This window comes from Klebsiella sp. BIGb0132, from assembly GCF_024810075.1.
Taxonomy (GTDB): Bacteria; Pseudomonadota; Gammaproteobacteria; order Enterobacterales; family Enterobacteriaceae; genus Klebsiella; species Klebsiella terrigena.
Genome location: NZ_JANUDW010000001.1, coordinates 1,045,602 through 1,071,961 on the forward strand (window position 1 = coordinate 1,045,602; position 26,360 = coordinate 1,071,961).

General features: G+C 62.4%; 21 protein-coding genes. 7 read left to right on the top strand and 14 right to left on the bottom strand.

The genetic code is table 11. The features are described from left to right. Positions 1 to 29 precede the first annotated feature (29 nt). Genes M2416_RS04840 through M2416_RS04870 form a run of 7 tightly spaced genes read right to left on the bottom strand, consistent with a single transcriptional unit; the run spans position 30 to position 8,070 of the window. Positions 30 to 1,298: a Zn-dependent hydrolase gene (locus tag M2416_RS04840; RefSeq protein ID WP_143717074.1), complete on the bottom strand. Its 1,269-nt coding sequence runs from the start codon at positions 1,296 to 1,298 to the stop codon at positions 30 to 32. After that, positions 1,288 to 2,472: an amidase gene (locus M2416_RS04845; protein ID WP_115193370.1), complete on the bottom strand. Its 1,185-nt coding sequence runs from the start codon at positions 2,470 to 2,472 to the stop codon at positions 1,288 to 1,290. The genes M2416_RS04840 and M2416_RS04845 overlap by 11 nt, the downstream gene beginning before the upstream one ends. An 18-nt stretch (positions 2,473 to 2,490) precedes the next feature. Further along, on the bottom strand, positions 2,491 to 3,501 hold the full coding sequence (locus tag M2416_RS04850; protein ID WP_041144494.1) for an ABC transporter ATP-binding protein: 1,011 nt from the start codon (positions 3,499 to 3,501) through the stop codon (positions 2,491 to 2,493). Next, positions 3,491 to 4,534, bottom strand: coding sequence for an ABC transporter ATP-binding protein (locus M2416_RS04855; RefSeq protein WP_259222428.1), 1,044 nt, complete (start codon positions 4,532 to 4,534; stop codon positions 3,491 to 3,493). The genes M2416_RS04850 and M2416_RS04855 overlap by 11 nt, the downstream gene beginning before the upstream one ends. A gap of 3 nt (positions 4,535 to 4,537) precedes the next feature. Then, positions 4,538 to 5,431 (bottom strand): ABC transporter permease, encoded by an 894-nt coding sequence (locus M2416_RS04860; protein ID WP_041144492.1) that lies wholly within the window; start codon positions 5,429 to 5,431, stop codon positions 4,538 to 4,540. A 2-nt stretch (positions 5,432 to 5,433) separates the two neighbouring features. Then, the gene (locus M2416_RS04865) at positions 5,434 to 6,387 is read right to left on the bottom strand and encodes an ABC transporter permease (protein WP_041144491.1); all 954 of its coding nucleotides are present in this window, start codon (positions 6,385 to 6,387) and stop codon (positions 5,434 to 5,436) included. Positions 6,388 to 6,405: 18 nt separating this feature from the next. Continuing rightward, positions 6,406 to 8,070 (bottom strand): ABC transporter substrate-binding protein, encoded by a 1,665-nt coding sequence (locus M2416_RS04870; protein ID WP_115193372.1) that lies wholly within the window; start codon positions 8,068 to 8,070, stop codon positions 6,406 to 6,408. A gap of 363 nt (positions 8,071 to 8,433) precedes the next feature. Here M2416_RS04870 and M2416_RS04875 point away from each other — a divergent pair, with 363 nt between their 5' ends. Both M2416_RS04875 and M2416_RS04880 read left to right on the top strand, forming a co-directional pair. After that, positions 8,434 to 9,549: a YbdK family carboxylate-amine ligase gene (locus tag M2416_RS04875; RefSeq protein WP_041144489.1), complete on the top strand. Its 1,116-nt coding sequence runs from the start codon at positions 8,434 to 8,436 to the stop codon at positions 9,547 to 9,549. Between the two features lie 49 nt (positions 9,550 to 9,598). Further along, positions 9,599 to 10,327: a phosphodiester glycosidase family protein gene (locus M2416_RS04880; protein ID WP_041144488.1), complete on the top strand. Its 729-nt coding sequence runs from the start codon at positions 9,599 to 9,601 to the stop codon at positions 10,325 to 10,327. Here M2416_RS04880 and M2416_RS04885 read toward each other — a convergent pair. Genes M2416_RS04885 through M2416_RS04895 form a run of 3 tightly spaced genes read right to left on the bottom strand, consistent with a single transcriptional unit; the run spans position 10,324 to position 17,303 of the window. After that, positions 10,324 to 13,428 (bottom strand): efflux RND transporter permease subunit, encoded by a 3,105-nt coding sequence (locus M2416_RS04885; RefSeq protein WP_259222433.1) that lies wholly within the window; start codon positions 13,426 to 13,428, stop codon positions 10,324 to 10,326. The two genes, M2416_RS04880 and M2416_RS04885, sit on opposite strands and share 4 nt — an antisense overlap. Positions 13,429 to 13,441: 13 nt before the next feature. Further along, entirely contained in the window at positions 13,442 to 14,521 is a 1,080-nt protein-coding gene (locus M2416_RS04890; protein WP_259222434.1) for an efflux RND transporter periplasmic adaptor subunit, read from the bottom strand. 58 nt (positions 14,522 to 14,579) lie between these two features. Continuing rightward, positions 14,580 to 17,303, bottom strand: a complete 2,724-nt coding sequence (locus M2416_RS04895; protein WP_259222435.1) for a cation-transporting P-type ATPase — start codon at positions 17,301 to 17,303, stop codon at positions 14,580 to 14,582. Positions 17,304 to 17,801: 498 nt separating this feature from the next. On the opposite strand from M2416_RS04895, the gene M2416_RS04900 reads away from it, so the two are divergent. Next, positions 17,802 to 18,050, top strand: coding sequence for a DUF1158 domain-containing protein (locus M2416_RS04900; RefSeq protein WP_045854375.1), 249 nt, complete (start codon positions 17,802 to 17,804; stop codon positions 18,048 to 18,050). Here the strand turns inward: M2416_RS04900 and M2416_RS04905 are convergent. Next, positions 17,979 to 19,601: an alpha/beta hydrolase-fold protein gene (locus M2416_RS04905; protein ID WP_259222437.1), complete on the bottom strand. Its 1,623-nt coding sequence runs from the start codon at positions 19,599 to 19,601 to the stop codon at positions 17,979 to 17,981. The two genes, M2416_RS04900 and M2416_RS04905, sit on opposite strands and share 72 nt — an antisense overlap. A 154-nt stretch (positions 19,602 to 19,755) precedes the next feature. On the opposite strand from M2416_RS04905, the gene M2416_RS04910 reads away from it, so the two are divergent. Beyond that, complete coding sequence (locus tag M2416_RS04910) at positions 19,756 to 21,900, top strand: TonB-dependent siderophore receptor (RefSeq protein ID WP_076945469.1); 2,145 nt, start codon at positions 19,756 to 19,758, stop codon at positions 21,898 to 21,900. A 36-nt stretch (positions 21,901 to 21,936) separates the two neighbouring features. On the opposite strand, the gene M2416_RS04915 is transcribed toward M2416_RS04910, so the two are convergent. Together M2416_RS04915 and M2416_RS04920 are read right to left on the bottom strand one after the other, a co-directional pair. After that, entirely contained in the window at positions 21,937 to 22,278 is a 342-nt protein-coding gene (locus M2416_RS04915; RefSeq protein ID WP_041144482.1) for a RamA family antibiotic efflux transcriptional regulator, read from the bottom strand. 32 nt (positions 22,279 to 22,310) lie between these two features. After that, the gene (locus tag M2416_RS04920) at positions 22,311 to 23,411 is read right to left on the bottom strand and encodes an MBL fold metallo-hydrolase (protein ID WP_259222439.1); all 1,101 of its coding nucleotides are present in this window, start codon (positions 23,409 to 23,411) and stop codon (positions 22,311 to 22,313) included. Positions 23,412 to 23,604: 193 nt separating this feature from the next. On the opposite strand from M2416_RS04920, the gene M2416_RS04925 reads away from it, so the two are divergent. From M2416_RS04925 to nfsB, 3 genes are all read left to right on the top strand, one after another. Next, on the top strand, positions 23,605 to 24,186 hold the full coding sequence (locus M2416_RS04925; protein ID WP_076944856.1) for a TetR/AcrR family transcriptional regulator: 582 nt from the start codon (positions 23,605 to 23,607) through the stop codon (positions 24,184 to 24,186). After that, positions 24,186 to 24,554, top strand: coding sequence for an MmcQ/YjbR family DNA-binding protein (locus M2416_RS04930; protein ID WP_076944855.1), 369 nt, complete (start codon positions 24,186 to 24,188; stop codon positions 24,552 to 24,554). The genes M2416_RS04925 and M2416_RS04930 overlap by 1 nt, the downstream gene beginning before the upstream one ends. 139 nt (positions 24,555 to 24,693) lie before the next feature. Beyond that, complete coding sequence (gene nfsB / locus M2416_RS04935) at positions 24,694 to 25,347, top strand: oxygen-insensitive NAD(P)H nitroreductase (protein ID WP_259222441.1); 654 nt, start codon at positions 24,694 to 24,696, stop codon at positions 25,345 to 25,347. On the opposite strand, the gene M2416_RS04940 is transcribed toward nfsB, so the two are convergent. Further along, positions 25,344 to 26,306, bottom strand: a complete 963-nt coding sequence (locus M2416_RS04940; RefSeq protein WP_374761784.1) for a DUF2157 domain-containing protein — start codon at positions 26,304 to 26,306, stop codon at positions 25,344 to 25,346. The genes nfsB and M2416_RS04940 overlap by 4 nt on opposite strands. Positions 26,307 to 26,360: the final 54 nt, after the last annotated feature.

Genomic DNA, 26,360 nt, shown 5'->3' on the forward strand with positions numbered 1-26,360 from the left:
GGCTAAGGGCTACCGTTGCGCGGGTCGGACTATAGCGCCCGGGCGTACTGCAGCATCACCTGCAGCAGCACGTTAGCACCGGCGGTGACGTGCTCCGGCGAGGCGTACTCAATTTCGTTATGGCTGATGCCGTCCTTGCAGGGGATAAAAATCATGCCGGTGGGCGCCAGATAGCTCATATAGACAGCGTCATGCCCGGCGCCGGAGACGATCTCGCGGGCCGGATAGCCCAGCCGCTGGGCCGCTGCGGCAATCGCCGCCTGACACTCGGCGTGGAACGGCGCCGCCGGATAGTGGCTGACCTCCTTTAGCGCCACCGCGAGGCCGCTCTCCTGCTCGATTTTGGCGATAAACTCCCGCAGCTGGCGGTCCATCTCATCCACCAGCGCGTCGCTGAGATTGCGCATATCAATAGAGAAGGTCACTTCGCCCGGCACCACGTTGCGGCTGTTCGGATAGACCTGCACCCGGCCCACGGTCCCGCGCCCCTCTTCGCTGCGCCCGGCGATCGCCACCACCTCCTGCATAATGTGGGTGGCCACCTGCAGGGCATCTTTGCGCAGGCGCATCGGCGTCGGCCCGGCGTGTGACTCCTGGCCGCTGACCACGCAGTCGTACCAGCGAATGCCCAGCACGCCCTGCACTACGCCAATCACCTTCTCTTCGGCTTCGAGGATCGGGCCCTGCTCAATATGCGCTTCAAAGTAGGCGCCGATCGGCCGCTCCCCCGGCGTCTGGCTGCCGATGTAGCCAATGCGCGCCAGCTCTTCGCCCACCGTTTTCCCTTCCGCATCCTGTACGGCATAGATCTCTTCCAGCGCAAACACGCCGGCAAAGACTCCGGAGCCCATCATCACCGGCACAAAGCGCGAGCCCTCCTCGTTGGTCCAGAACACCACTTCAATCGGCGCTTCGGTTTCGATCTCAAGATCGTTGAGCGTGCGCACCACCTCCAGCGCCGCCAGCACGCCGTAGTTGCCGTCAAACTTGCCGCCGGTGGGCTGGGTATCGATATGGCTGCCGGAAACGATCGGCGGCAGCTGCGGGTTACGCCCTTCCCGGCGCATAAAGACGTTGCCGATTTTATCCACGCTAACGCTCATCCCGGCCGCTTTCGCCCAGCCGATCACCAGATCCCGCCCCTGCCTGTCGAGATCGGTTAAGGTCAGGCGGCAGCAGCCGCCTTTCGCCGTGGCGCCAATCTCCGCCAGCGCCATTAACGAATCCCACAGCCGTTCGCCGTTGACCCGGCCGGCGTCAATCCCGGCAACCGGGGTAAAAAGGACATCACTGCTCATGGTCTTCTCCTTGCATAAATGCGGCGGCCAGCTCGACCAGCAGACGATCGCTGCCGCGCGGCCCCAAAAATGAAATGCCCAGCGGCAGGCCACCCACCTGAGCGACCGGCAGCGTCACCTGCGGGCGCCGGGTCATCACGGAAATCAGCAGCAGATCGTGCGACAGGCGGCGCACCGCCTCAATTTCAGCGGCCTGCGCCGTCAGCAACGGCGCGCCGTCTGGCACCGTCGGCAGCACTAAGATGGCCTCGCCCAGCTGCCGATCCCACCAGTCGCTGAAGCGGGCCCGCAGCTGACAGGCGCTGTCGAACTGCGCCGCCGTCACCGCTTTTCCCCACAGAAAGCGCTCGCGCACATCCGGCCCCAGCTGCAGCCCGTAGCGCTCAATCGTCTCTCCCTGCGCCTGCCAGGCTTCATAGCCCTGGATCTGGCGGAAGGCGAGATAGATCTCGTCGACGTCCGGCAGCGGTGCGCTGAGCGAGGCGATTTCACCAAAAGCGCGGCCCAGACGCTGGCGTACCGGCAGCAGCGCCTGCTGGCTGCGCAGCGGCAGGCGCGAAAACAGCGCCTCGTGGCTGGTCAGCCTGACGCCATCTACCGCCGGGCGCTCGCCGCCGAGCAGACATTCGGCGACGGCGCGAAAGACCTCCGCCGAGCGGGCAAAGAAGCCGCAGGTATCCATGGTGGCGCACAGCGGCTGGCAGCCGTCGAGGGAGACTCCCCCGTGGCTGGGGCGCAGGCCGAACAGCCCGCAGTAGCTCGCCGGCGTGCGCACCGAGCCGCCGGTGTCGGTGCCGAGAGCAAAATCGCAGACCGCGCTGGAGACCGCCGAGGCCGACCCCGAAGAGGAGCCGCCGGGGATGTGATTCGGCGCCGCGCCGTTACGCGGGGTGCCGTAATGCATGTTGTGGCCGCTCATCGAATAGGCCAGCTCGCTGGTGTGGGTTTTACCCATAAAGCGGGCGCCGCTATCCAGCAGCCTCTGCACGACCGGCGCGGTGCGGCTTTTAATCCCCGAGAGCGCCAGCAGATGCGGATTGCCGCCGCCGGTCGGGTAGCCCGCCACGTCGAACAGATCTTTTACCGCAAAGGTCATGCCGCTCAGCGGCCCGCCGTGCGCGTGCGGCACCGGGTGCGCCGGATAGGGCATAAATGCGCGAATATCATCCTGCATGCTTGTCTCCTTAATTAATCAGGCGTACTGCGCCGGGCTCTCGACGCTGGCGGCCAGCTCCCGCCAGCGATGGCAGCTCACCACGTGGCGCTCGCCAGCCTGCTCCGTCGCCGGCTGGCTTTGCCCGCAGGCTGCCCTCGCGTGGGGACAGCGGTCGGCAAACGCGCAGCCCGCCGGCAGGCGCGCCAGATCCGGCGGCGAACCGGGGATGCAGCGCAGGGCATCGCCTTTTTTCAGCCCCTCTTTCGGGCGGCTGCCCAGCAGAACCTGGGTATAAGGGTGGCGCGGACGGTAGAGAATATCCTCCATCGACGCCTCTTCGACGATGCGCCCGGCGTACATCACCGCCACGCGGTCGGCAATCTCCACCGCCGCGCCGATGTCGTGGGTAACAAAGATAATCGACAGCCCGCGCTCCTTTTGCTGCTCGCGCAGCAGGATCAGGATCTGGATCTGCACCGTCGCGTCGAGGGCGGTGGTCGGCTCATCCGCCAGCAGCAGCTGCGGGTTGCACGACAGCGCGAGGGCGATCATCGCCCGCTGGCGCATCCCGCCGGACATCTCGTGCGGATAGGCATCCAGCCGCCGCTCGGGGCTCGGAATACGTACCTGACGCAGCGCCTCCAGCGCCCGCTCCCTTGCCGCCGGGCGCGAAAGCCCTTCATGACGGCGCAGGCCTTCGCTAATCTGCTGCCCGACGGTATAGACCGGGTCGAAGGCCAGCAGCGGCTCCTGAAATATCATGGCGCAGCGCGCGCCGCGATAGCGTCGCAGCCGGGAAGCGTTCATCTCCAGCACCGCTTCGCCATCCACCCGCAGGGTTCCGGAAAGAACGCTGCTTTTAGGCGGATGCAGGCGCATCAGCGCCCTGAGGGTCACGCTTTTTCCGGAGCCAGACTCGCCAATCAGCGCCAGCACCTCGCCCTTTTGCACATCAAAAGAGACGCCGTTGACCGCATTGATCGTCTGACCGTCGCGGCGGAACTCAACCCGCAGATCGCGGATATGGACAAAGGCTTCATGCGACATGGCGCACCTCCCGGACGGTGACAGCCTGATGCCAGGGCGATGCCGGCTGCGCCATCAGGCAGGCGCTTTGGTGCCCCTCCCCCACGCTTTCGAGAGTGGGTTTCACCTCGGCGCATACCGCTCTGGCGTGCGGGCAGCGGGTATGGAAGCGGCAGCCCGCCGGAGGGGAAATCGGGCTGGGCGGATCGCCGCTGAGCGGCGAGGTCAGGGTGCGGTTTTGCGGGTCCATCGACGGCATCGAACTCAGCAGCGCCCGGGTATAGGGATGGGCCGAAGCGGTAAACAGCTGCTCCGCCGGCCCGATTTCCACCACCTCGCCGAGATACATCACCAGGATCCGGTCCGACAGCCAGCGCACCACGTGCAGGTCGTGGCTGATAAATACGTAGGTCAGCTCCAGCGTGCGCTTCAGCTCCTGCAGCAGCTGCAGCACCTGCGCCTCCACCGATTTATCCAGCGCCGACACCGCTTCGTCGAGGATCACCAGCCGCGGCTTCATCGCCAGCGCGCGGGCGATATTCACCCGCTGGCGCTGGCCGCCGGAGAGCTCGTGCGGATAGCGGTGGGCGAAGCGCCCCGGCTCGAGGCCCACGTGCGCCAGCAGATAGCGCGCGTACTCGCTGGCCTCCTGCGCGCTGACGCCGTGCACGCGCTGGCCGAAGGCGATGCTCTCCTCCATGGTCATCCGCGGGTTGAGCGAGGCGTAGCTATCCTGAAACACCATCTGCACCTGGCGACGGTACTCTTTCATCGGCAGGCGGGACGATCCCACCTCCAGCCCGTCGAAAATCAGCTCGCCGCGATCCTGGTTCAGGAGCTGCATCAGCAGCCGCGCGGTGGTTGATTTCCCGCAGCCCGACTCCCCGACGACGCCCAGCGTTTCGCCTTTGACCACCGTAAAGCTGACGTCATCCACCGCCTGCACCACTTCATGTCCCTTTCCGCCGCCGGCGCGAAAGTACTTCAACAGATTGTTGACCTGCAGCAGCGGCTGGGCCGGGCCGCCGAGGTCAATATTGACAAAAGGTTGCATCGTTTACTCCTTGATCGCCATCGCCGCGCGCAGGCGGTCGGCGAGGATATTGAACGAAATGGAGGTGATAAAAATCATCAATCCCGGCAGGGCCGCCACCCACGGCTGGGTGTAAATCGCCGTGCGCAGCGTGTTAAGCATCAATCCCCACTCCGGCTCGGGCGGACGCACGCCGAGGCCAAGGAACGAGAGCCCGGAGGCGAGGATCATGCAGACCGAAATTAAACCGGTTGAGAAGACGAAGATCGGCCCCAGCACGTTGCCCAATACCTGAACGCGGATAATGGTCAGCGCGCTGGCCCCGGTTGCCCGGGCGGCGTCGATATAGTCCATGTGCCGCACCTGGGCGGTGACGCTTTCGGCGATGCGCGCCACCTGCGGGACAAATACCAGCGTTAATGACAGCAGCGCATTGCCGATGCCGGCACCCAGCGCGCCGGAGAGCGCGATCGCCAGCAGCACCGAGGGAAAGGCGTAGAACACGTCAACGGTGCGCATGATAATGGTGTTGGTTTTACCGCCCGCGTAGCCGGCAACGATGCCGATCGCGCCGCCGATGAAAAAGGCGAAGACCACCGGGACAATCCCCATAAACAGCGACAGCCGGGTGCCGAGGATCAGCCGCGACAGCATATCCCGACCCAGCTCGTCGGAGCCCAGCGGGAAGCCGTCGGTACCAATCGGCTTCAGGCGCAGAAACATCGACGTCTGGTAAGGGTCTTTTGCGATCAGCCACGGGCCAAACAGCGCCAGAATGAGCAGCAGCAGGATGATTGACCCGACCGCCACGCCGCCGGGATCGCGCAGCAGGCGGCGGAATACGCCGTGCCAGTAGCCCTGGCGGGCGGGGATGGCCACGGATGCGGGTCGCGCTTTTGTCGTCAAGGTATCCACCATGGTTAGCTCCTCTTAATGCGCGGGTCGAGGGCGGTTTGCAGCATATCCACCAGCAGATTGAGCAGCACGAAGAACAGCGCCAGCACCCAGATGGTGCCCTGCAGCAGCGGCAGATCGCGCTGGAAGATAGCGGTGTTAAGCAACAGGCCGGTGCCGGGCCACGAGAACACCGTTTCCACCAGAATCGAGCCGCCCATCAGATAGCCCACCTGCAGCCCCATCACCGCCAGCGCGGTGGGGGCGGCATTTTTCACCACGTGGAGGAAAATGCGCGATTCGCCAAGGCCACGGGCACGCAGCCCGACGATAAACTCCTGGCTGAGAATATCGGCAACCTGCGAGCGCACGGTGCGGGCGATGATCCCGGTCGGGATAACCGACAGGGTTATCGCCGGCAGCAGCATAAACTGCAGATGCTGCCAGTCCCACTGCCAGCCGATTTCGCCGATCGGCCCGCCGCCGGTGGCGGGCAGGACCGCCAGCTTGACGCTAAAGGCGATCACCAGCAGCATTCCCAGCCAGTAGTGCGGCACGCTGACGCCAAACACCGACAGCACCGATGCCAGGCGATCGATAATGCTGTTGCGAAAATAGCCGGCGACAAAGCCGAACAGGCTGCCGAGCACGAAGCCGATAATCGTCGCCAGCAGCGCCAGGCGCAGGGAGTAGCTGACGGCGGTCATCACTTCGCCGATCACCGGGCGGCCGGTGGCGACCGACATCCCCAGGTCGCCGTGCAGCGCTCGCCACAGCCAGTGAACGAACTGCAGCGGCAGCGGTTTATCAAAACCGTAGGCCTGCATCAGCGTCTGGCGCAGCGCCTCCGAGGCATCCGGCGGCATCACCGACACCAGCGGGTCCCCCGGCGCGATCTGCACCAGCATAAAACAGATTATCGCCACGCCGAGCATGGTCGGCACGGCCAGCAGAACGCGGTACAGCAGCGTATTGATCATCTTTGGCTCCCGTCACGATTACTCTTTCTTACTTACCAGGCTGAGATCGATAAACCAGCTCTGCGGCTGCACCACGCCGCTCACCGCCGGCGAAATGGCCCGTGGCCCCACGTCGTGCGCGACGAACAGGAACGGCACCTGGTCCACCAGCGCGGCGTGCAGCTCGCCGGCCGCCTTATTCATCTCATCGGGGGTAAAGGCGTGCTTTACCGCGGTCGCCAGCTTTTCGGTCTCCGGGGTGGAGAAGTAGCCCCAGTTGGTCGCCACCGGCGGGAAGGCTTTGGCGGTCGAGAAGCGGATCATGCCGAAGTAAGGGTCGTTAACCGCCGCGCTGACGTTGATGGCATCAATGCCTTTTGCCGAAGGGTCTTTTGCCCCGAGGCGCCAGTTGGTGAACAGGGTGTTCCATTCGGTCACCTTGATGTCGACGTTAAAGAAGCAGCTTTTCAGGCTCTGCTGAATGTACTCGTTCATCGGCAGCGGCTGCATCTGTCCGGAGCCGGAGGCCGAGGTGGCGACGGTGACGTGCAGCGGTTTACCGGCGCTGTAGCCGGCTTCGGTCATCAGCTTACGGGCGGTTTCCGGGTCATATTTGATCTGGAAAGTGGGCTTGCCGTGCCACGGGCTATCGGCCTCGTAGACGCCGGTCGCTTCGGTCATATAGCCGCCAAGGTAGCTCTTCAGCTCCGCGCGGTTAAGGCACAGGTTGGCCGCCTTGCGCACGCGAATATCCTGCCACGGCGAGCCCTTTTCGAATGAGAACTGCCACGGCCACAGGTGCGGCTGGGTGTTGGCGTAGATTTTAAAGCCCTGGGATTTAATTTGATCAACCGCGTCCGGGGCCGGGGCCTCAATCCAGTCCACCTGCTTCGACAGCAGCGCCGCGGTGCGGGCGTTGGCCTCCGGGAGCGGGATCAGCACCACCTTATCGACCCGCGGGATGCGATCTTTATTCCAGTAGTCCGGGTTTTTATCGAGGATCAGCTGCTGGCGGGGAACCAGTTTTTCCATTTTGAACGGGCCGCTGCCCACCGCGTGGGCGGCGAACTCCGTCCATGCCAGCTTGCTGCGCGCGGCGGTATCGCCGGCGCTGGCCGGCACCGCGGCATACAGCTTCTGCCATGCTGTCGGCGAGACGATAAACAGGTTGGTAATATTGTACGGCAGCAGGGCATCGGCTTCGGAAGTGGTGAGCGCCACGGTGCGATCGTCAATTTTTTCGGCCCCGGTCAGCGTCGGCATGCGGGACAGCGTATTGCCGATCTGCCCTGGCGCATACTGCGGGGCCGTTTTGTTCAGGACCTTATCGACGTTCCAGACGATGGCGTCGGCGTTAACCTCGGTGCCGTCATGAAACTTCACCCCGGGGCGCAGGGTAAAGATCCAGCGGGTCTGATTTTGCGGATCGACGTGCCACTCCGTCGCCAGGCCCGGCACCAGCCCGCTCGGTTTCTCCCCCTGCGAGAGGTCCCACTCCACCAGCGCGTCATACAGCGGGATGCCGGTAAAGCGGTTGCCTTCATAGCCCTGGTCAGGCTGGCCGAGGGTTAACGGGATATCGGCGGCGGTCATCGCTATCCGCAGCGTTGAGGCGCTCGCCTGCAGGGAGGTCAGCAGCGCCAGCGCGCCGGCCGCGGCGACGAGGGGGCGGCGTTTACGCAAAGGTAAGGTATTTTTGAGCATCACATTGTCCCTGTTAAATAAAAAGTCGTTATTTAACAGGCAAGATGCATACCACTTCTGAAAGCAAGGGAAATAAGTGTGAAAGCGCTTATAAAATAAGAATAAATTATACTATCTACATGATATGTATTGATAAAATAATAACAGCTTATGCTTGCGCACCGCCGTTGTGAAATATGTTGCAGAACTGCACCAGCCTATTTTGTCGCGGCAGGTAATAATAACGCAGCGCAACTTAATATAAAATAAATTCATAATTCTGCTTTATTTATAAGGGCCCGCGCCGATCGCCTGACGGGGGCCGACGCTAAGCCGGAGAAATTTTACCTATACTTCCTGCATATCCGTACGCAAGGAATCGCCATGTCATTACCTGATTTTCACGTTTCGGCGCCTTTTACGCTCGGTATCGAGCTGGAGCTGCAGGTGGTCAACCCGCCGGGATACGATCTGAGCCAGGACTCCTCGGCGCTGATTGCCGCCGTGGAGGACGCCATTCCCGCCGGGGAGGTGAAGCACGACATCACCGAGAGCATGCTGGAGGTGGCGACCGGGATTTGCCGCGACATCCACCAGGCGATGGCGCAGCTGACGACTATTCAGCAGGAGATACTGCGCGCCGGCGCGCAGCAGCATCTGCAAATCTGCGGCGGCGGCACCCATCCGTTCCAGGCCTGGCAGCGCCAGCAGATCAGCAGCAACCCGCGCTACCTGAAAACCGTCGAGCACTTTGGCTACCTCGCCCAGCAGTCAACGGTGTTCGGCCAGCACGTCCACGTTGGCTGCCAAAACGGCGACGATGCGATTTACCTTGTCCACGGGCTGTCGCGCTTCGTGCCGCATTTCATTGCCCTTAACGCGGCATCGCCCTGGCTCGACGGGGCCGACAGCGGCTTCGCCACCGCCCGCCTGAACCTCTTTTCCGCCTACCCCGACAACGGTCCGATGCCGTGGGTTACCAGCTGGCAGGCGTTTAACGGGCTGTTCCGGCGCCTCAGCTATACCAGCATGATCGACAGCATGAAGGACCTGCACTGGGACATCCGCCCCAGCCCGCGCTTCGGCACCGTTGAGGTGCGGGTGATGGATACCCCGCTGACCGTGGCGCAGGCGGTGAATATCGCCGGCTATATTCAGATAATTGCCTGCTGGCTGCTGGCGGAAAGGCCGTTTAAGCCGCAGGCCGAGGACTATCTGCTCTATCCCTTCAACCGCTACCAGGCCTGCCGCTACGGCCTTGAGGGGATCGTCACCGACGTCCACTCCGGCGAGCAGCGCAGCATTCGGGAAGAGATTTTACGCCTGGCGGAGCGCCTGGCGCCCTTCGCCCACAGGCTCAACGCCACCAGCGCCCTTGACGCCATCGTGCGCCAGGCGCAGCAGGATCGCAGCGAGGCCCAGCGGATGCGCGAATTTGTCGCCAACGGCGGCTCGCTGATCGGCCTGGTGCAAAAGCACTGCGAGATCTGGGCGGCGTAGCGGCGGCAAAAAGGTATACTGCCCGCCTTTGCCGCCTCAAGGAATACCCATGCCCCCGCGCCTCTCGCCGCGACTCGTCGCGCTTATGCTGTTGCCGTTTTCGGCCTTTGCCGCCGCAAAATGCGCCCTCACCGACCCGTCGCTGACGCTGCAAAGCTACGCCGTCAATCCGCAGCAGGAGCGGATCGCCATGTACTGGAAAAACGGCGACGGCAGCGCCTGGGGCTCCCTGCGATCGCTGCTGGCGGATATCAACCGCGACGGCCGGGTGCGGATGGCGATGAACGGCGGGATTTACGATAAGGCCTATGCGCCGCTGGGGCTCTATATCGAAAAGGGCAAACAGAGGGTTGCGCTCAACCGCGCCTCCGGCGGCGGCAACTTTTTCATTCGTCCCGGCGGGGTCTTTTTTGTTAAAGGCCAGCAGGCGGGGATCGTCAGCATCGATAAATACCGGCCGTCGCCGGCCATCGATTACGCCGTGCAGTCCGGCCCGATGCTGATTGAAAACGGCAGGATAAACTGGCGGCTGAAGCCGTCCGCCGGATCGCGCAAGCTGCGCAACGGCGTCGGCCTCACCCGCCAGGGTCAGGTGATATTCATGCTCAGCGAGCGCGAAACCAACTTCTACGATTTCGCCTGCTACGCGCAGTCAAAGCTCAACGTCCGGCAGATGCTCTACCTCGACGGCACCATTTCGAAAATGTACCAGCAGGGCGGCGGCGTGCCCTGGCAGTACCATCCGTTCGTCAGCATGATTACGGTGGAAGCCCGCTAGCGCCGGGCCGACATCCGCCGGTGCCCCCACTCGCGCAGGCGCTGAAAGAGCACGAACAGCGTGGGGATAAACAGAATGCCGATTACCGTCGCCACCAGCATGCCGCTGAACACGGTGGTGCCGATAATCCGCCGACTCTGCGCCCCGGCGCCGGTGGCGAACATCATCGGCACGATCCCGATAATAAACGAGACCGCGGTCATCAGCACCGCGCGGAAGCGGCGGGTGGCCCCTTCCCGGGCGGCATCGGCTATCGACATCCCCTCTTCGCGCTTCGCGCGGGCAAACTCGACGATCAGGATCGCGTTCTTCGCCGCCAGCGCGATAAGCAGCACCAGGCCAATCTGCACGTACACGTCGTTGGCGTAGCCGGCTGCCCACAGCCACAGCAGCGCCCCGCCGATGGCGAACAGCACCGACAGCATCACGCTCGCCGGCAGCGTCCAGCTTTCATACTGCGCGACGAGGAACAGCCACGCCATCGCCACCGCCGCCAGCACGATCCAGATAGCCTGGTTGCCGGTCTGCTGCTCCTGCCACGAGATCCCGCTCCAGGCGTAGTCGTAACCCTGCGGCAGATGGGCCTGCAGAATCGCCGCCATTGCCGCCATCGCCGCCCGGCTGCTGACGCCCTCAGCCGCCGATCCGCTTATCGAAACCGACGGGGACTGATTGTACTGCTGGATAAACGGCGCCCCCACCGCCGGGGTAACGGTGACCAGATTGCTCAGCCGCACCCGCTCGCCGTGGTTGCTGCGCGCGTAGAGCTCGCTTATCTGCTCCGCCCGCTCGCGCCACTGCATCTCGTTTTGTATCACCACGTGGTAGACCCGATTATTGATGCTAAAGTCCCCGGCGCGGGTGCCGCCAAATGCCGTCTGCAGGCTGCTGAAGATCCGCGAAACCGGGACATCCAGGCGGGCGGCGCGATCGCGGTCAACGGTAAGCGTCAGCTGCGGCACGCTGCTGCTCCAGGTGGTAAAGACCCGGCTCAGCTGCGGATGCCGGTTGGCGATTTGCAGCACCTGCAGCGCCTCGCGCTCCAGCTCCGCCGACGACTGCCCGGCCTGGGCCAGAATGCGCAGGTTAAAGCCCGAGGCATTGCCCAACCCCGGCAGGGTCGGCGGCGCAAAGGCCATAATCGTCGCCTCCGGCAGGGCCAGCAGCTGCCCCTGCAGCTTGCTCATCACCTGCTCCAGCGGCGGCCGCCGGTGCCAGTCTTTCAGCATCACCGAGATAAACCCGCCGTTTGAGGCGCTGGTGCCGTTCAGAATATTGAAGCCCGACACCTGAATGACGTCCTCCACCGCCGGATTGGCCAGCAGCAGCTCGCGCGCCTGGGACATTACCGCCTCGGTACGCTCCAGCGAAGCCGCCTCCGGCAGCTGGACGCTGGCGAAAAAGTAGCCCTGATCTTCTTCGGGCAGAAAGCCCTTCGGCATGCTGCTGAAGCTGAACGCCACCGCCCCGGCGGCCAGCGCGACCGCCGCCAGCGCCAGCCACGGACGGCGGTTCATGCGGGCGACGATCGCCCCGTAGCCGTCGCGCAGGCCATCGAGGCCGCGATTGAACAGCCGCCAGACGGCCGCAGGCTGCGCCGGACGCGGGCGCAGCAGCAGCGCGCACAGGGCCGGCGTCAGCGTCAGCGCCACGACGCTCGACAGCGTGACCGCCGTGGAGAGGGTGACCGCAAACTGGCGATAGAGCTCGCCGACGATGCCCGGCAGCAGCGCCACCGGCACGAACACCGCCAGCAGCACCAGGGTGGTGGCGATAACCGGCCCGGCGATTTGGCGCAGCGCCTGGGCGGTGGCCTCAAGGCGGCCCAGGCCTTCCGCCATCTGGCTCTCGACGCTCTCCACCACCACGATGGCGTCGTCCACCACCATCGTCAGGGCGAGGATCGCCGCAAACAGGCTGAGGGTATTGGCGCTGTAGCCCAGCAGATAGAGCAGCGCGAAGGTGCCGATCAGCGAGACCGGGATCGCCAGCGCGACGATCAGCGTCGCCCGCCAGCTTTGCAGGAACAGCGAAACCACCGCGACTACCGCCAGCAGGGTGAGCACCAGCGAAACGCCAATCTCTTTGATTGTCGCCGACACAAAACGCGTGGTGTCGAACTTCACCTCCCAGGTGAGATCCGCCGGGAAGCGCGCGTGTAGCCGCGTGAGCTCGGCGCGCACCGCGCTGGCTACCTGCAGCGCGTTGGCGGTCGGCGTCGGATAAACCCCCAGATAGGCCGAGTCGCGGCCGTTGAGCTGCGCGCCGGAGCTGTAGCTGCGGGCGCCGAGCTCGATGGTTGCCACCTCGGCCAGGCGCACCAGCTGCCCCTGCTCGCCGCTGCGGATCGCTATCTGGCCGAAGCTTGCCGCATCGCTCAGGCGCCCAATACCGTTGATGGTCAGCGTTTGCTGCTGGCCGTTAAACACCGGCGGCGTCCCCACCTGCCCGGCGGCGCCCTGCACGTTCTGCTCGCGCAGCGCCTGGGCAATATCTTCGCTGGTGACGTTGAGCGCATTCATGCGATCCGGCCGCAGCCAGACGCGCATGCTGTAGTCGCGGGCGCCGAACATCTGCACCTCACCGACGCCCGGCAGCCGGGCCAGCGCCTCGCGCACCTGGGTACTGGCATAGTTGCTGACAAACAGCGGCGAGAGCGTTTCCGTCGGCGAATAGAGGCTGATCCCCATCAGCAGATTGGTCGCCCGCTTGCGCACCTGCACCCCGTTCTGCTGCACCTCAGCGGGCAGCTGCGCCACCGCCTGCGAGACGCGGTTCTGCACGTCGATCGCCGCCAGGTCGGCGTCGGTGCCGGCCGCGAAGGTCAGGCTCAGGCTGTAGGTCCCCTCGTCGGAGCTGGTGGACTCCATGTAGAGCATATGGTCAACGCCGTTGAGCTGGGTTTCCAGCGGCGCGGCGATGGCCTCGGCCACGTCTGCCGCGCTGGCGCCCGGCCAGCTGGCGCTGACGCTTATCACCGGCGGCGTAATCTGCGGATACTGCTCAACCGGAATCAGCTTCAGCGCCACCGCGCCGGCAAAAGTTATCAGCAGCGCAATCACCATCGCAAAGCGCGGGCGACGGATAAAAAACGTCAGCATCCCTTCTCCTTTCTTATTTCAGTAGCAGAACGGCAGCGCCGTCACGCAGGCGCTGTACGCCTTCCGTCACCACGCGCTCGCCAACGTCCAGCCCCTGCGCGACCGCATAGCGCTGTCCCTGCTGCTCGCCGAGCGTCAGCCGACGCAGCGCGGCGGTGTTATTTTCCGTCAGCACCCAGCTGTAGAAGCCCTGCGCGTCCTGCTGCACCGCCGCCAGCGGGATAGTCAGGCTTTCCTGCTGCTGGCGCGGGCGCAAAATCACCGTCACGCTGCCGCCCGGCAGCAGGCGATGCTGCGGATTGGCAAACTCAGCGCGCATCACCACGCTGGCGGTGCGGCTGTCGATGCGGTTATCCACCGAGGTCAGCACCCCCTCTTCGCGTACGCCGCCGGGGGCAATCAACGCCTGCCACGCCTGCTTCAGCGCGCTGATATCGTCATGCTGCCCCGCCTTACTGTAAAAAGCGTTTTCATCTAAGGCAAAAGAGACGCGGATCGGGTCGAGCTGCACGATATCCACCAGCGTGCCGCTGGCCGGATTCACCAGGCTGCCGACGTGAAACAGGCTGTGGCCCGCGCGCCCGGTCACCGGCGAATCAATCCGGGTGTAGCCGAGCGTAATCTGCTGCGCGGCAACGCGCGCCTGCGCCTGCTCCACCGCGGCGGCGGCGACATCGCGCTGCATCTGCGCGTTATCGACATCGTTGCGGCTAATCGAGTGATTGTTTTTCAGGCGCTGATAGCGGCTCAGCAGCTGTTCAGCCTGGCGCAGCGAAGCCCGGGCGCTTTTCAGCTCGGCCTGGGCCAGCGCCAGCGCGGCGCGGGGCTGGGCATCATCGAGGGTAAAGAGGCGGTCGCCCTGCCTGACGTACTGGCCATCCGCGAAGTGGCGCTCGACGATGGCGCCTTCGGTACGGGCGCGGATCTCGACCGCGTGAATCGCCTCGACGCGTCCGGGGATCTGCCGCTCATCGACGTGGGCGGCGCGCTCGACGGTCGCTACGCGGACCGGAATCGCCGGCGCCGCGGCGGCGCTGAGGGCGTAGCCGGCCAGGCCGCAGGCCAGGAAGGCGCAGCGGAGCATTTTTTTCATAGGGGGAATTCCTTGCTGACGTTATCGCGCCCCTCCCGGAGGGGAGGAGCGCGAAGGTTCAGGCGGTTTTACGCCAACGGCGGGTCAGGCGCTTTTCAACCTCCACCACCAGGAACATCACCATGCCGATGGCAAGGGTGACAAACCAGTAGCGCAGCGGCAGCCCTTCGGTACCGAACATCGTCTGCATCAGCGGGACGTAGATGATGACCAGCTGCATCAGCAGCAGCACGCCGCTCACCAGCCAGATACCTTTATTGCGCAGCAGGCCCATGTTGAGCGAGAAGCTGTCGCTGCTGCGGCAGTTGATCATATAGACCCACTGGGCGGTCACCAGCATCTGCAGCAGCACGGTGCGGATAAACTCCGGGCTGTGGCCGCGCGGCGCCAGCCAGGCCTCAAGGATAAAGGCGGCGACGGCGATCATCGTGCCGACGAACGCCACCCGCCAGACGGCAAAGGCGTCCATCACGTGCTGGCCGGTTTTACGCGGCGGACGGTTCATGGCGTTGCGCTCGGCGGCTTCAAAGGCGAGGCCGAAGGAGAGCGTGGCGGAGGTCGCCATGTTCATCCACAGAATCAGCACCGGCGTCAGCGGAATAATGTTCCCCGCCAGCAGGGCGATGATAATCAGCAGCCCCTGCGCCAGGTTGGTGGGCATGATAAACAGGATGGTCTTCTTCAGGTTGTCGTAGACCCGACGCCCCTCTTTGACCGAGCTGGCGATGGTGGCAAAGTTGTCGTCGGTCAGCACCATATCGGCGGCTTCTTTGGTGACCTCCGTCCCTTTGATCCCCATGGCGATGCCGACGTCGGCCTGACGCAGCGCCGGCGCGTCGTTGACGCCGTCGCCGGTCATCCCGACCACTTCGCCGCTATCCTGGAGGGCTTTCACCAGCCGTAGCTTATGCTCCGGGCTGGTACGGGCGAAAATATCGTACTCGACGGCGGCTTGTGCCAGCTCGGCGTCATCCATGTGCTCCAGACGGTAGCCGGTCATCGCCTGGCTGCTGTTGGTGATCCCCAGCATCTGGCCAATGCTCATCGCCGTCTGCGGGTGATCGCCGGTGATCATCTTCACGCGGATCCCCGCGTTCTGGCAGGCGTGAATGGCCTCGATGGCCTCCGGACGCGGCGGGTCCATCATCCCGGCGATGCCGAGGAACACCAGGCCTGCGCTCAGGTCATCGTGGGTCAGCGTCGTGCTGCCGGCGGTCGCCGGTTTGCCGGCGGCGGCAACCATGCGCAGGCCCTGGCGGGCGAAGCGCGCCATCTCATCTTCCCAGTACTGCAGGTCGAACGGCACCGCGCCCTGCTTGCTCATCTGCTGGCGGCACATGGCGAAGATAACGTCCGGCGCGCCGGTCATCAGCACCCGCTCTTCGTCGCCAATCTGCTGCAGGGTGGCCATATATTTGTACTGCGAGTCGAATGGAATTTTGGCAATCAGGCGCGTTTCCACCGGCGCCAGCTGCGCTTTCGCCGCCAGCACCTTCAGCGCGCCTTCGGTCGGTCCGCCGGTAATGCCCCACAGCCCGCGCTCGTCCTGGATAATCTGGCTGTCGTTGCACAGGTCGATGGTCCGCAGCCAGGTTTCCAGCACGCTGCCCGGCTTAATCTGCACCGGCTCGTCGCTGCCTTCGAGGCAGATATCGCCCCGCGGCTCGTAGCTGTCGCCTTCGACGCGGTAGCAGCAGTCGGCGGTCACGATCGCTTTGACGGTCATTTCGTTCATCGTCAGGGTGCCGGTTTTATCCGAGCACACGACGGTCATCGCCCCGAGGGTTTCGACGGTCGGCAGCTTGCGGATAATTGCCCGCTGCCGCGCCATCGCCTGCACGCCGAGGGATAAAATAATCGAGATGATGGCCGGTAAACCTTCCGGTACCGCCGCCACCGCGAGGCTAATCAGCGACAGCAGCAGTTCGCCAAGCGGGATGTCGCGCAGCGCCAGGCTAAAGATGAACAGCGCGGCCATCATCGCGAGGATGATGACGAAAATCGCCTTTCCGAGCTTGTCCATCTGCACCAGCAGCGGCGTGCGGTGCTTCTCAATCCCCGCCATCATCTGGTTGATATGGCCGAGCTCGGTCTGCTGGCCCGTGGCGGTCACCACGCCCACGCCGGCACCGGCGCTGATGGTGGTGCCGGAGAACAGCATATTGGTGCGGTCGCCCAGCGGCAGTTCGCCCTGCAGCGCGTCGGTGGTCTTATCCACCACCGTCGACTCGCCGGTCAGGATCGCCTCCTCCACCCGCAGGCTGTGGGTTTCAATCAGGCGCATATCCGCCGGGACGCGGTCGCCGGCGCGCAGAATGACGATATCCCCCGGCACCAGCTCGCGGGTCGCCACGGTTTCATGCCTGCCGCTGCGCTGCACCCGCGCATCGCTGGAGAGCATGTTGCGAATGCCCTGCAGGGATTTTTCGGCGTTGCTCTCCTGCACGTGGCCAATCAGGGCGTTGATCACGGTGACGCCAAGAATTACCAGCGTATCCACCCAGTGGCCCATGATCGCGGTGAGCGCGGCGGCAGCCAGCAGGACAAAAATCAGGACGTCGTTAAAATGCGCGAGAAAGCGCAGCCAGCCCGGCTTGCCTTTCTTTTCCGGCAGCGCGTTAGGGCCCCAGGTTTTCAGGCGCTCTGCGGCCTGGGCGGCGGTCAGGCCCTCGACATGACTCTCTTGCTGCGCCAAAACTTCAGCCACGGTCTGCTGATAAGCCTGACGGGATGCGGCCTCGCCTGAAGGGGGCGTATTACGGGGATTTATCTTTTTGGTCAAAATAAATTTTCCTTATAAATTCCGTGAAGCGGAAAGCCTGAAATCATTTCTGGCCAATGAAAGATTATAATTTCACGGGATGCGCGAGATTATCCAGTGGCAATTTTTAATCTCTCGCAAAATTCAAAATATGTGTTAAGTTGTTTCTCAGACCAACTATTACAGAAGATTAATAAACCTATATTAAACGAGGGCCATTATGACTAAAATCTATCGCGGACGCCGCCTGGCGCTGTACGTTGTGCTGGCTATCCTGATTGCCACGCTGGTGGGCTACAGCACCTATAGTTTTGTAAAGGCGACGCTCTAATAATGACTTTAATTTACATTAAAGCGTTATTAAATTAATCACAAAAGTCTCGATTTAAATTAACAGGAAAATTAAAAATGAGGCATCAGATATAATACAGCGAAGGGTAAATAATAGCCGATGAAATAATATTGCGTTAAAGAATATTTTACCCGACAATATGTTTTTTAACTGACGATTAACAAGTAATGAAACATCCGCTTGAAACGCTGATCACCGCCGCCGGTATCCTGCTGCTGGCTCTGCTCTCCTGCCTGCTGCTGCCGGCCCCTTCCCTTGGGCTCACGCTAGCGCAGAAGCTGGTTGCGACCTTTCACCTGCTCGATCTCAACCAGTTCTACACCCTGTTGTTTTGCCTGTGGTTTTTAGCGCTGGGCGCGATTGAATACCTGGTGCTGCGCTGGGTCTGGCGCCGCTGGTTTTCCCTTGAGCGTTAGTCCGGTGAAATCGCGCATCCCCGCCACCAGCGCTTCGCACCACGCGGCATAGTCGTGGCCGCTGGAGGAGGGGTGGAAGCTGACGCGATAGCCTTTGTCACGCAGCACCTGCTCGAACTCCAGCGTATTGGCATAAATCCCGCCGTCCGGCCCCGAGGTCTCAAACTTGCCCGCCTGCAGCCAGAAGCGCACCGGATAGCGCGGCGACTGCTGGTACTGCCGCGTCAGCCAGCTCGCCAGCTCGCCCTTCGGCGCCCACCAGTACGACCCCGACAGGCTGAGCACGTTGGCAAACTGGCGCGGATAGCGTAGCGCCACCCATGAAGCGGCCAGGCCGCCGTAGCTTGAACCGGCGACCACGGTTTTTTGCCGCGTCGGGTTCAGCCCCTGCTGGCGCAGCCAGGGCAGCAGCTCGTGGGCCATAAAGTCGGCGAAGAAGGGATTGGGCGGCAGCTCTTTGGCCCGCCGCGGGTGGTCGAGGCTGTCGATAAACACCACGTTAATCGGCGGCAGCGCGTGGCTGGCGATCAGGCTATCGAGGACGTTGGCGAAGTGGTATTCATCCTGGTAGGTTTTGCCATCGAACAGCATCAGGGTCCAGCGCGCCGGCTGCGGCAGGCGCGGGCGATAGAGTGTCACCTCCCGGCTGTTGTGCAAAAAGTCGCTGTAGAGCTGATGGCGGGTCAAGGTGCCGTAGCGCAGCGGCTGCGCCATCCGCTGCGGGGTGCAGAAACGCGCCGGGTTGAGAGCCAGCAGCGAATAGCGGTTCCAGCGATCGCGGGCGGCGTTAACGCTGTGCGGATTCAGCGGATCGGCCTGGGCGCTGACCAGAATTGCCCGCCGCTGGTCGCGCGTGCTGCCGTCAATTACCGGCACGTCCGGCGCCAGCTTGTACTGCATCAGCGTATCCGCCGGGACCACGTAGCTGCGAAACCAAACGTCGGAGCTGCCGAGACGAAACAGCGGATCGTGATCGCCCGCCGGCGATCCCAGCAGAAACACGTTGCGGCTCGCCCCGCGCCACAGAAAGGTAACGCGCTTATGGCCGGCGTCCAGCGCCTCAACCATCGGCGTTCCCTCCTGCTCGCGCTCCTGCCAGAAGCCTGCCGTTGAGCCCCCCGCCGCCAGCTCCTTCGTCAGACGCTGCAGACGCGGGCTAACGGGGTCCAGAGGCTGGTTTTTTGCCAGCGCGGTCGTCTCCTTCATCCGCCACTGAAAGCGCCAGCGGGCTCCCTCTTCGCCGTGCAGCACCAGCGCCGAGGGGCGGTTGACCGGCAGAGAAAACAGCACCGTCTGCTCGCCGTCCGCCGGTCCGCCCGCCAGCAGCGTGCGCAGGCGGCGGTTGTGCTCATCCAGCAGGCGGGCATCCGTTACGCCTGAGAGGGTCGCGGTGACGTAGTTTTCCCCCAACGTCGGCAGGTCAAAACAGACCTCACCGCTGGCATCGAATTTTCCCTGCAGCTCTCCCTGCAGCGAGGGAGACTCGCAGTTCATTGCCGCCGCCGGTAGCGCGCTCATCCCCACCAGCAGACCACTCCATGCCATCTTCATTGCCCGATTATCCCTGTAAAAATTTGTTACCAACGCTAATGCAAATAGGAATGATTTGCAATAACATCTGGATGGTTGGTGATGAACGTTACATTTTCCCCTGGCGGAAAAACGGGTTTCTATGGCAATTAAAACCAAGGATGTAGCTAAAAATATGTTTAACAATAATAAGATAACTAAACTCTGGGTCACGGGTATGGCGCTGGCTTCCTGCGCGGGGCAGGTGCAGGCGGCGGAAGAGACGCTGGTGGTCACCGCGGGCAGCGGGGAAGATCCTACCGCGCCGCTGAAGGGCATCGTGGCGACAAAAACGCTCTCGGCTACCAAAACCGCCGCCGAGCTTATCAAAACTCCGCAGTCGGTCTCGGTGGTCACCCGCGATCAGATGCAGGCCCTCGACGTCACCTCGGTATCCCAGGCGCTGCGCTACAGCGCCGGCGTCTTTACCGAGTATCGCGGGTCGTCCAACCGCAACGACGAGGTCTTCGTGCGCGGCTTCAGCTACGTGCCAAAGTATCTCGATGGCCTGAGCTACGGCGCCACCGCCTCCTCGCAAACCGGCACCGTTGACCCGTGGCTGCTGGAGCGCGTGGAGCTGGTACGCGGCCCGGCCTCGGTGCTGTTTGGTCAGGTCAACCCCGGCGGGCTTATCAGCATGACCAGCAAACGCCCCACCGCCCAGCCGGTTCACGAGGTGCAGTTCCGCACCGGCAACAACCATCTCGCCGAAGGCGCCTTCGATTTCGGCGGCCCGCTGAGCGATGACGGCAGCCTGCTGTATCGCCTGAACGGTATCGCCCGCACGCAGAATAACCAGGTTGACGACTATAAAGAGACGCGGATGGCGATTGCGCCGGCGCTGACCTGGTATCCCAACCAGGCCACCCGCTTCACGCTGCTCACCAGCTATCAAAAAGATCCCGATGCCGGCTACCGCAACTTCCTCCCGCGCTACGGCACCGTCAGCAGCGTCGACGGGAGCTATATTCCGCGCGATTTTAACGTCAGCGATCCTAACTATGACCAGTCGTGGCGCGAACAAACGGCGATCGGCTATGAGTTTGAGCATCAGCTCAACGACACCTTTACGCTGCGCCAGAACGCCCGCTACGCCACCATCAAGCAGAAGTATCGCTATCTGGTGTACACCACCAGCGACGCCAACAGTTCGGTACTGTCGCGCCGCGCCCAGCGCGAGGAGCGCCAGACCGATGAGTTCGGCATTGATAACCAGCTTGAGGCGCAGTTTACCAGCGGCCAGCTGGCGCATACCGTCATCGGCGGGCTGGACTATAAGACCAGCAAGGATAAACAGTACCTCGGCCGCGCCGGCGGCGCGCAGTACGATATCGACTGGCGCCATCCGGCGTACGGCGTGAACGTCGACGAAAGTACCTTCAGCACCGCCAGCGACGAGCAGCAGAATCTCGACCAGGTGGGGGTCTACCTGCAGGATCAGCTGAGCTGGGAGAGCTGGGAGCTGCTGCTTTCCGGGCGCTACGACTGGGCGGAGGTGCGAACGACCGACTTTACCGACGCCAGCCGCAGCCAGAAAAACGACAGCAAGTTCACCTGGCGCACCGGCCTGCTCTACGCCTTTGATTTCGGCCTCTCTCCGTACATTAGCTACAGCACCTCCTTTGAACCTAACCTGCAAACCAACCGGGCGCCGGGGGTGGGTCCCTTCGACCCGAGCGAGGGCAAGCAGGTGGAGGTCGGCCTAAAGTATCAGCCAAACCAGAATGCGCTGATGACTCTCGCGATGTACGACCTGACGCAGAGCAACGTCGCCACCTACAACAGCGCGGCGGGCTGGTTTGAAAACAGCGGCAAGGTGCGCTCGAAAGGGATTGAGGCCGAGGCCCACGCCACGGTATTCGACAACCTGAACCTGATTGCCTCCTACACCTGGACCGACGCCGAAACCGTCAGCACCACCGTGGCGGGAACCGAAGGGAAAACGCCGGCGCGCATCCCGACGCATATGGCGTCGGCGTTCACCAGCTATACGCTGCCGGGCGGCGCGCTGAAAAGCCTGACCGCCGGGGTCGGCATGCGCTATATCGGCACCAGCTACGGTGATGCCAAAAACACCTTCAAGGTGCCGGCGGTGGATCTGTATGACGCCATGGTGAGCTATGAGTTAGGCGAGCTTAGCCCGCGCCTGCAGGGGGCGAAGGTGCAGTTTAACGTCAATAATATCGCCGATACCAAATACGTCGCATCCTGCGCCAGCGATAGCGCCTGTTTCTACGGTATTGGTCGGACGGTAACGGCGACGGTCAACTACGCCTGGTAAGAAAAGCATCCGCCGGTCTCCCCCGGCGGATGCGTCTCAATGCGCGCGGTGATGGTTTTCTTTGCGGTAGGCGCCCGGCGGCTGGTTAAACGTCCGGGTAAAGATGCGGGTAAAAGTCTGCTGCGAATCAAAGCCGTATTTCAGGCAGATATCGTAAACCCGCTGGTCGGTGTCGCGCAGGTCGCGCGCCGCCAGCCGCAGCTTACGCTCGCGGATATAGCGCCCCAGACTCTCCCCTTTATATTGTAAAAACAGTCGTTGCAGATGCCATTTTGAGTAACCGGAGTGGCGAGCAATATCGTCAATACGCAGCGGCTGATGCAAATTGTCATCAATCCACCCGACGATAGTCTCAATCACCTGAGCGGAAATAGTCATAAGTCCTCTCTCCTCTTAAACCACACTGGCGATTACCGCCACCAGGCATTAAATGATTGTGTCTTATCGGCGACCCAAACCGGCTCGCCCAGCATCGGCGTCAGCAAACGCCATGCCCGCTTTTCACTGGCCGCAGTCAGCCGTTTATAGGGGTCGTCCCAGCTGTGCTTTGCCAGCACGAAACGCCCGGCATGTCCCGGTAATACCGCGCGAGCGCCGAGATCGTCGGCTGCCTGCGCCGTCTCATCCGGCATCATATGAATATATTTCCAGTCCTGGTCGTACTGGCCGTTTTCCATAATCGCCAGATCTACCGCGCCAAACCGCTCGCCGATGGCCTTGAAATGCGGGCCGTAGCCGCTATCGCCGCTGTAGTAAATTTTCTGCTGCGGCGTCACCAGCATAAAGCTGGCCCACAGCGTCTGATTGCGCTTGAGTCCGCGCCCGGAGAAGTGACGAGCCGGCAGGACGTGCACGGTGAGCTCACCGCTGACCTTCACCGACTCGTTCCAGTCCGCCTCGCTGATAATCGCCCCGTCCATTCCCCAGTAGCGCAGGTGCGAGCCGACGCCCAGCGGCGTAACCACGCGCTTAACTTTCGGCATCAGCGCCCTGATGGTGGCGTAATCGAGATGGTCGTAGTGGTCGTGCGAGATAATCAGCAGATCGATTTCCGGCATCTGCTCCGCGCGCCACGGGTAGTCGCCCGGGAAGGCTTTATTGATAAACGAGAACGGTGCGGCATAGCTGCTGAAGACCGGGTCAATCAGGATGCGTTTGCCCGCCAGCTGCAAAAACCAGGAGGAGTGGCCGAGCCACACCATCGCGTCCTCCCCCGCCGGCAGGCTGGCAAGATCGGTATTGACCAGCGGCAGCGGCTGCTGCGGCCTGGCGTTTTCGCGTTTGGTCACCAGAAAATCCCACATCGCGGCCAGCATATTTTTCTGCCCGGTAAAGCTCGGCGTCGGCAGCTGGTTGTGAAACTGGCCGTCATGATAGTGCGGCGATTGTTCAACGAGGCTAAGCTGTGCGCCCTGTGGCGCCTTACCAAACCCGGCATTTAACACAAACGGTAAAGCTGTTGCTGAGGCTAATAACATGATGGCGACCACGCTGACGATGACAGGATTCATATTCGGACCAGGCGAAACCCTCTGACTGACCCAAAGGTTTTGCTATAAGACTTGATTATGAGTGAGTAAGCACTCATTATTAGGAAGAAGACGAAAGTCGTCAAGACGATTTTCAATTTTTGACATACACCGTTGCAGTGCCATCACCAGGCATGCTTAGATCCGGGTTTAATTACGTGTGAGGTAAAGCGCAGTGGCTCGTCCTAAGAGTGAAGATAAAAAGCAGGCGTTACTGGAGGCCGCAACCGCCGCCTTCGCCCAGTCAGGTATTGCCGCCTCAACGTCGGCCATAGCCCGCAGCGCGGGGGTTGCCGAGGGGACGCTGTTCCGCTATTTCGCCACCAAGGACGATCTGCTCAACGAGCTGTACCTCTCTATCAAATCGGGCCTGGTGGAGTCGATGGTTGCCGGGCTGACGCCGAACGAGACGCGGCCAAAAGAGAACGCGCGCAATATCTGGAACGGCTACATCGACTGGGGTATCCGCAACCCGATGGAGCACAAGGCCATCCGTCGAATGGCGCTTAGCGAAAGGATCACCGACGAAACGCGCACCCGCGTTAAAGAGATGTTTCCCGAGCTCAACAATATGTGCCAGCTATCGATCAAAGCTATCTTTCAGAGCGACGCCTATCGCGCCTTCTGCGACGCGCTGTTTCTGTCGCTGGCGGAAACGACCATCGAATTTGCCAGCCACGACCCGAACCGCGCCAGGGAGCTGATCGCACTCGGGTTTGAGGCCATGTGGCAGGCGCTGCATGAGGATACCGCCTGATGACCCCCGCCTCACTGCACGACAGCGCCCGGCGAATCGCGCTGACCTACCCGTTTACCGAGCACTGCTGGCCGTTCGGCCCGGAGTACGACGTGTTCAAAGTGGGCGGACGCATTTTTATGCTGACCACCCACGTTCGCGGCCGGGCGCTGGTGAACCTCAAGGCCGAGCCGCAAAAATCACTGCTCAATCAGGAGATTTATCGCAGCATTGAGCCGGGCTATCACATGAACAAGAAGCACTGGATTACCGTGGTTCCCGGCGCCGATATCAGCGAAGATCTGCTGGCGGAGCTGATTGACGATTCGTGGAACCAGGTGGTGAACAAACTGCCGAAAAAGGTCCAGCAGCGGCTGCGCCCTGAATGATTTTCAGCGCAGCGCGATAAGTGTTATCGCATTTTTGTCTCTTATCATTTCCCCGGCATCGCTGTACTCTTCCTTCACTGAACGCTCCGTAAGGGGCTGTAAACTCAAATTATCTTGAGATCAAACCTGAGGAAGAGTTATGGATATCGTTGCCGTCGCCCTAAAACGCTACTCCACCAAGGCATTTGATGCCAGCAAGAAACTGACCGCAGACCAGGCGGAAAACCTGAAAACGCTGCTGCAGTTCAGCCCGTCGAGCACCAACTCCCAGCCGTGGCACTTTATCGTTGCCAGCACCGACGAAGGCAAAGCGCGGGTGGCGAAGGCGGCCAGCGGCACCTACGTGTTCAACGAGCGTAAAATTCTCGATGCGTCCCACGTGGTTGTTTTCTGCGCCAAAACCGAGCTGGACGATGCCTGGCTGGAGCGCGTGGTCGACCAGGAGGAGGCCGACGGCCGCTTCGCGACGCCGGAAGCCAAAGCGGGTAACCACAAGGGCCGCACCTTCTTCGCCGATATGCACCGCAAAGATCTAAACGACGCCAGCCACTGGATGGGCAAACAGGTCTATCTGAACGTCGGCAACTTCCTGCTCGGCGTCGCCGCGATGGGCCTCGATGCGGTGCCGATCGAAGGCGTCGATTTCGCCATCCTGGATGCTGAGTTCGGCCTCAAGGCGCAGGGCTATACCAGCCTGGTGGTGGTGCCGGTTGGCCATCATAGCGTCGAAGATTTCAACGCCGCGCTGCCAAAATCACGCCTGCCGCAGACGACCACCATTACCGAAATTTAATCGCCCCCGGCACGCCGCTCGCCGGCGTGCCAGATTCTTTCCGCGTAGCGGCCGAGCACGGCCAGCGACGCCGCCAGAATCAGGAAGAACACCACCTTATGCATGCTCCCCCAGAAATACTCGAAAAAGCGGGTATAGAGATTTATGGCGAGGAACGTCAGGCCAAACCCCCGCAGCATGCCGTCATCGGTTTTGAGGCTAATAGCGATACTGAGAGCCGCCGCCACGCCAAACAGCAGCGCCCACGGCAGCAGCTGCGTCGGCGAAAGACCGTACCAGCTATCCAGATCGTGGTTGCCAAAAATCGACAAAATCCATAGCGCAATAAACAGATAGGTCAGGCCCGTCGCCTTGCTGACGCTAAACAGCCGCCGCTGGCGCAGCCGCTTTTGCAGCGCAAAACAGAGCGCCAGCAGCGCGCCGCCAAACAGCACGAAGCGAATCGGGTAGCTCATACCCAGCCAGTAAGCGCCCCACCCTGATACATAGCCGGTTTCCGCCCCGAACCAGTTGCCGAGCGCCAGCAGAAAAAATAGCCATACCAGTCCGGAGCGGCCGATGTAGCCAATGGCGCCGTAAATTGCGCAGCCGACGAGGAACAGCGGGGCAATATGGCCGCTGCCGTCATCCAGCCGCACGCCGAGCTGCCAGAGCGCCACCGCGGTAAACACAACGCCGGTAAAGAGGATCGCCTCGGTGCTGTAGTGCCACTGCGCTTCTCGCCGCTGGCGGCGAAAGCCCCAGGCATAACACGCCAGGGCAATCACCGTCGGCAGGGCAATACGCGCCAGCGCCGAGTCGCTGAACAGGCTCACCAGCCAGGCGATCGCGTCGCTATCGGCGAACAGGCTGCCCAGCGCAATGAGCAGGCAGGCCAGCGCCGTCCAGAAGGCGTAGCGGCTCAGGCGCTGCCAGTCGAAGGGGGAACGAACTAGATGCGCGTTTAAATGCTGCTGCATCCGCTCGTCGATAACGTTATCTTCCCGCCAGCGGCTCACGGCCGCGCGAATAAT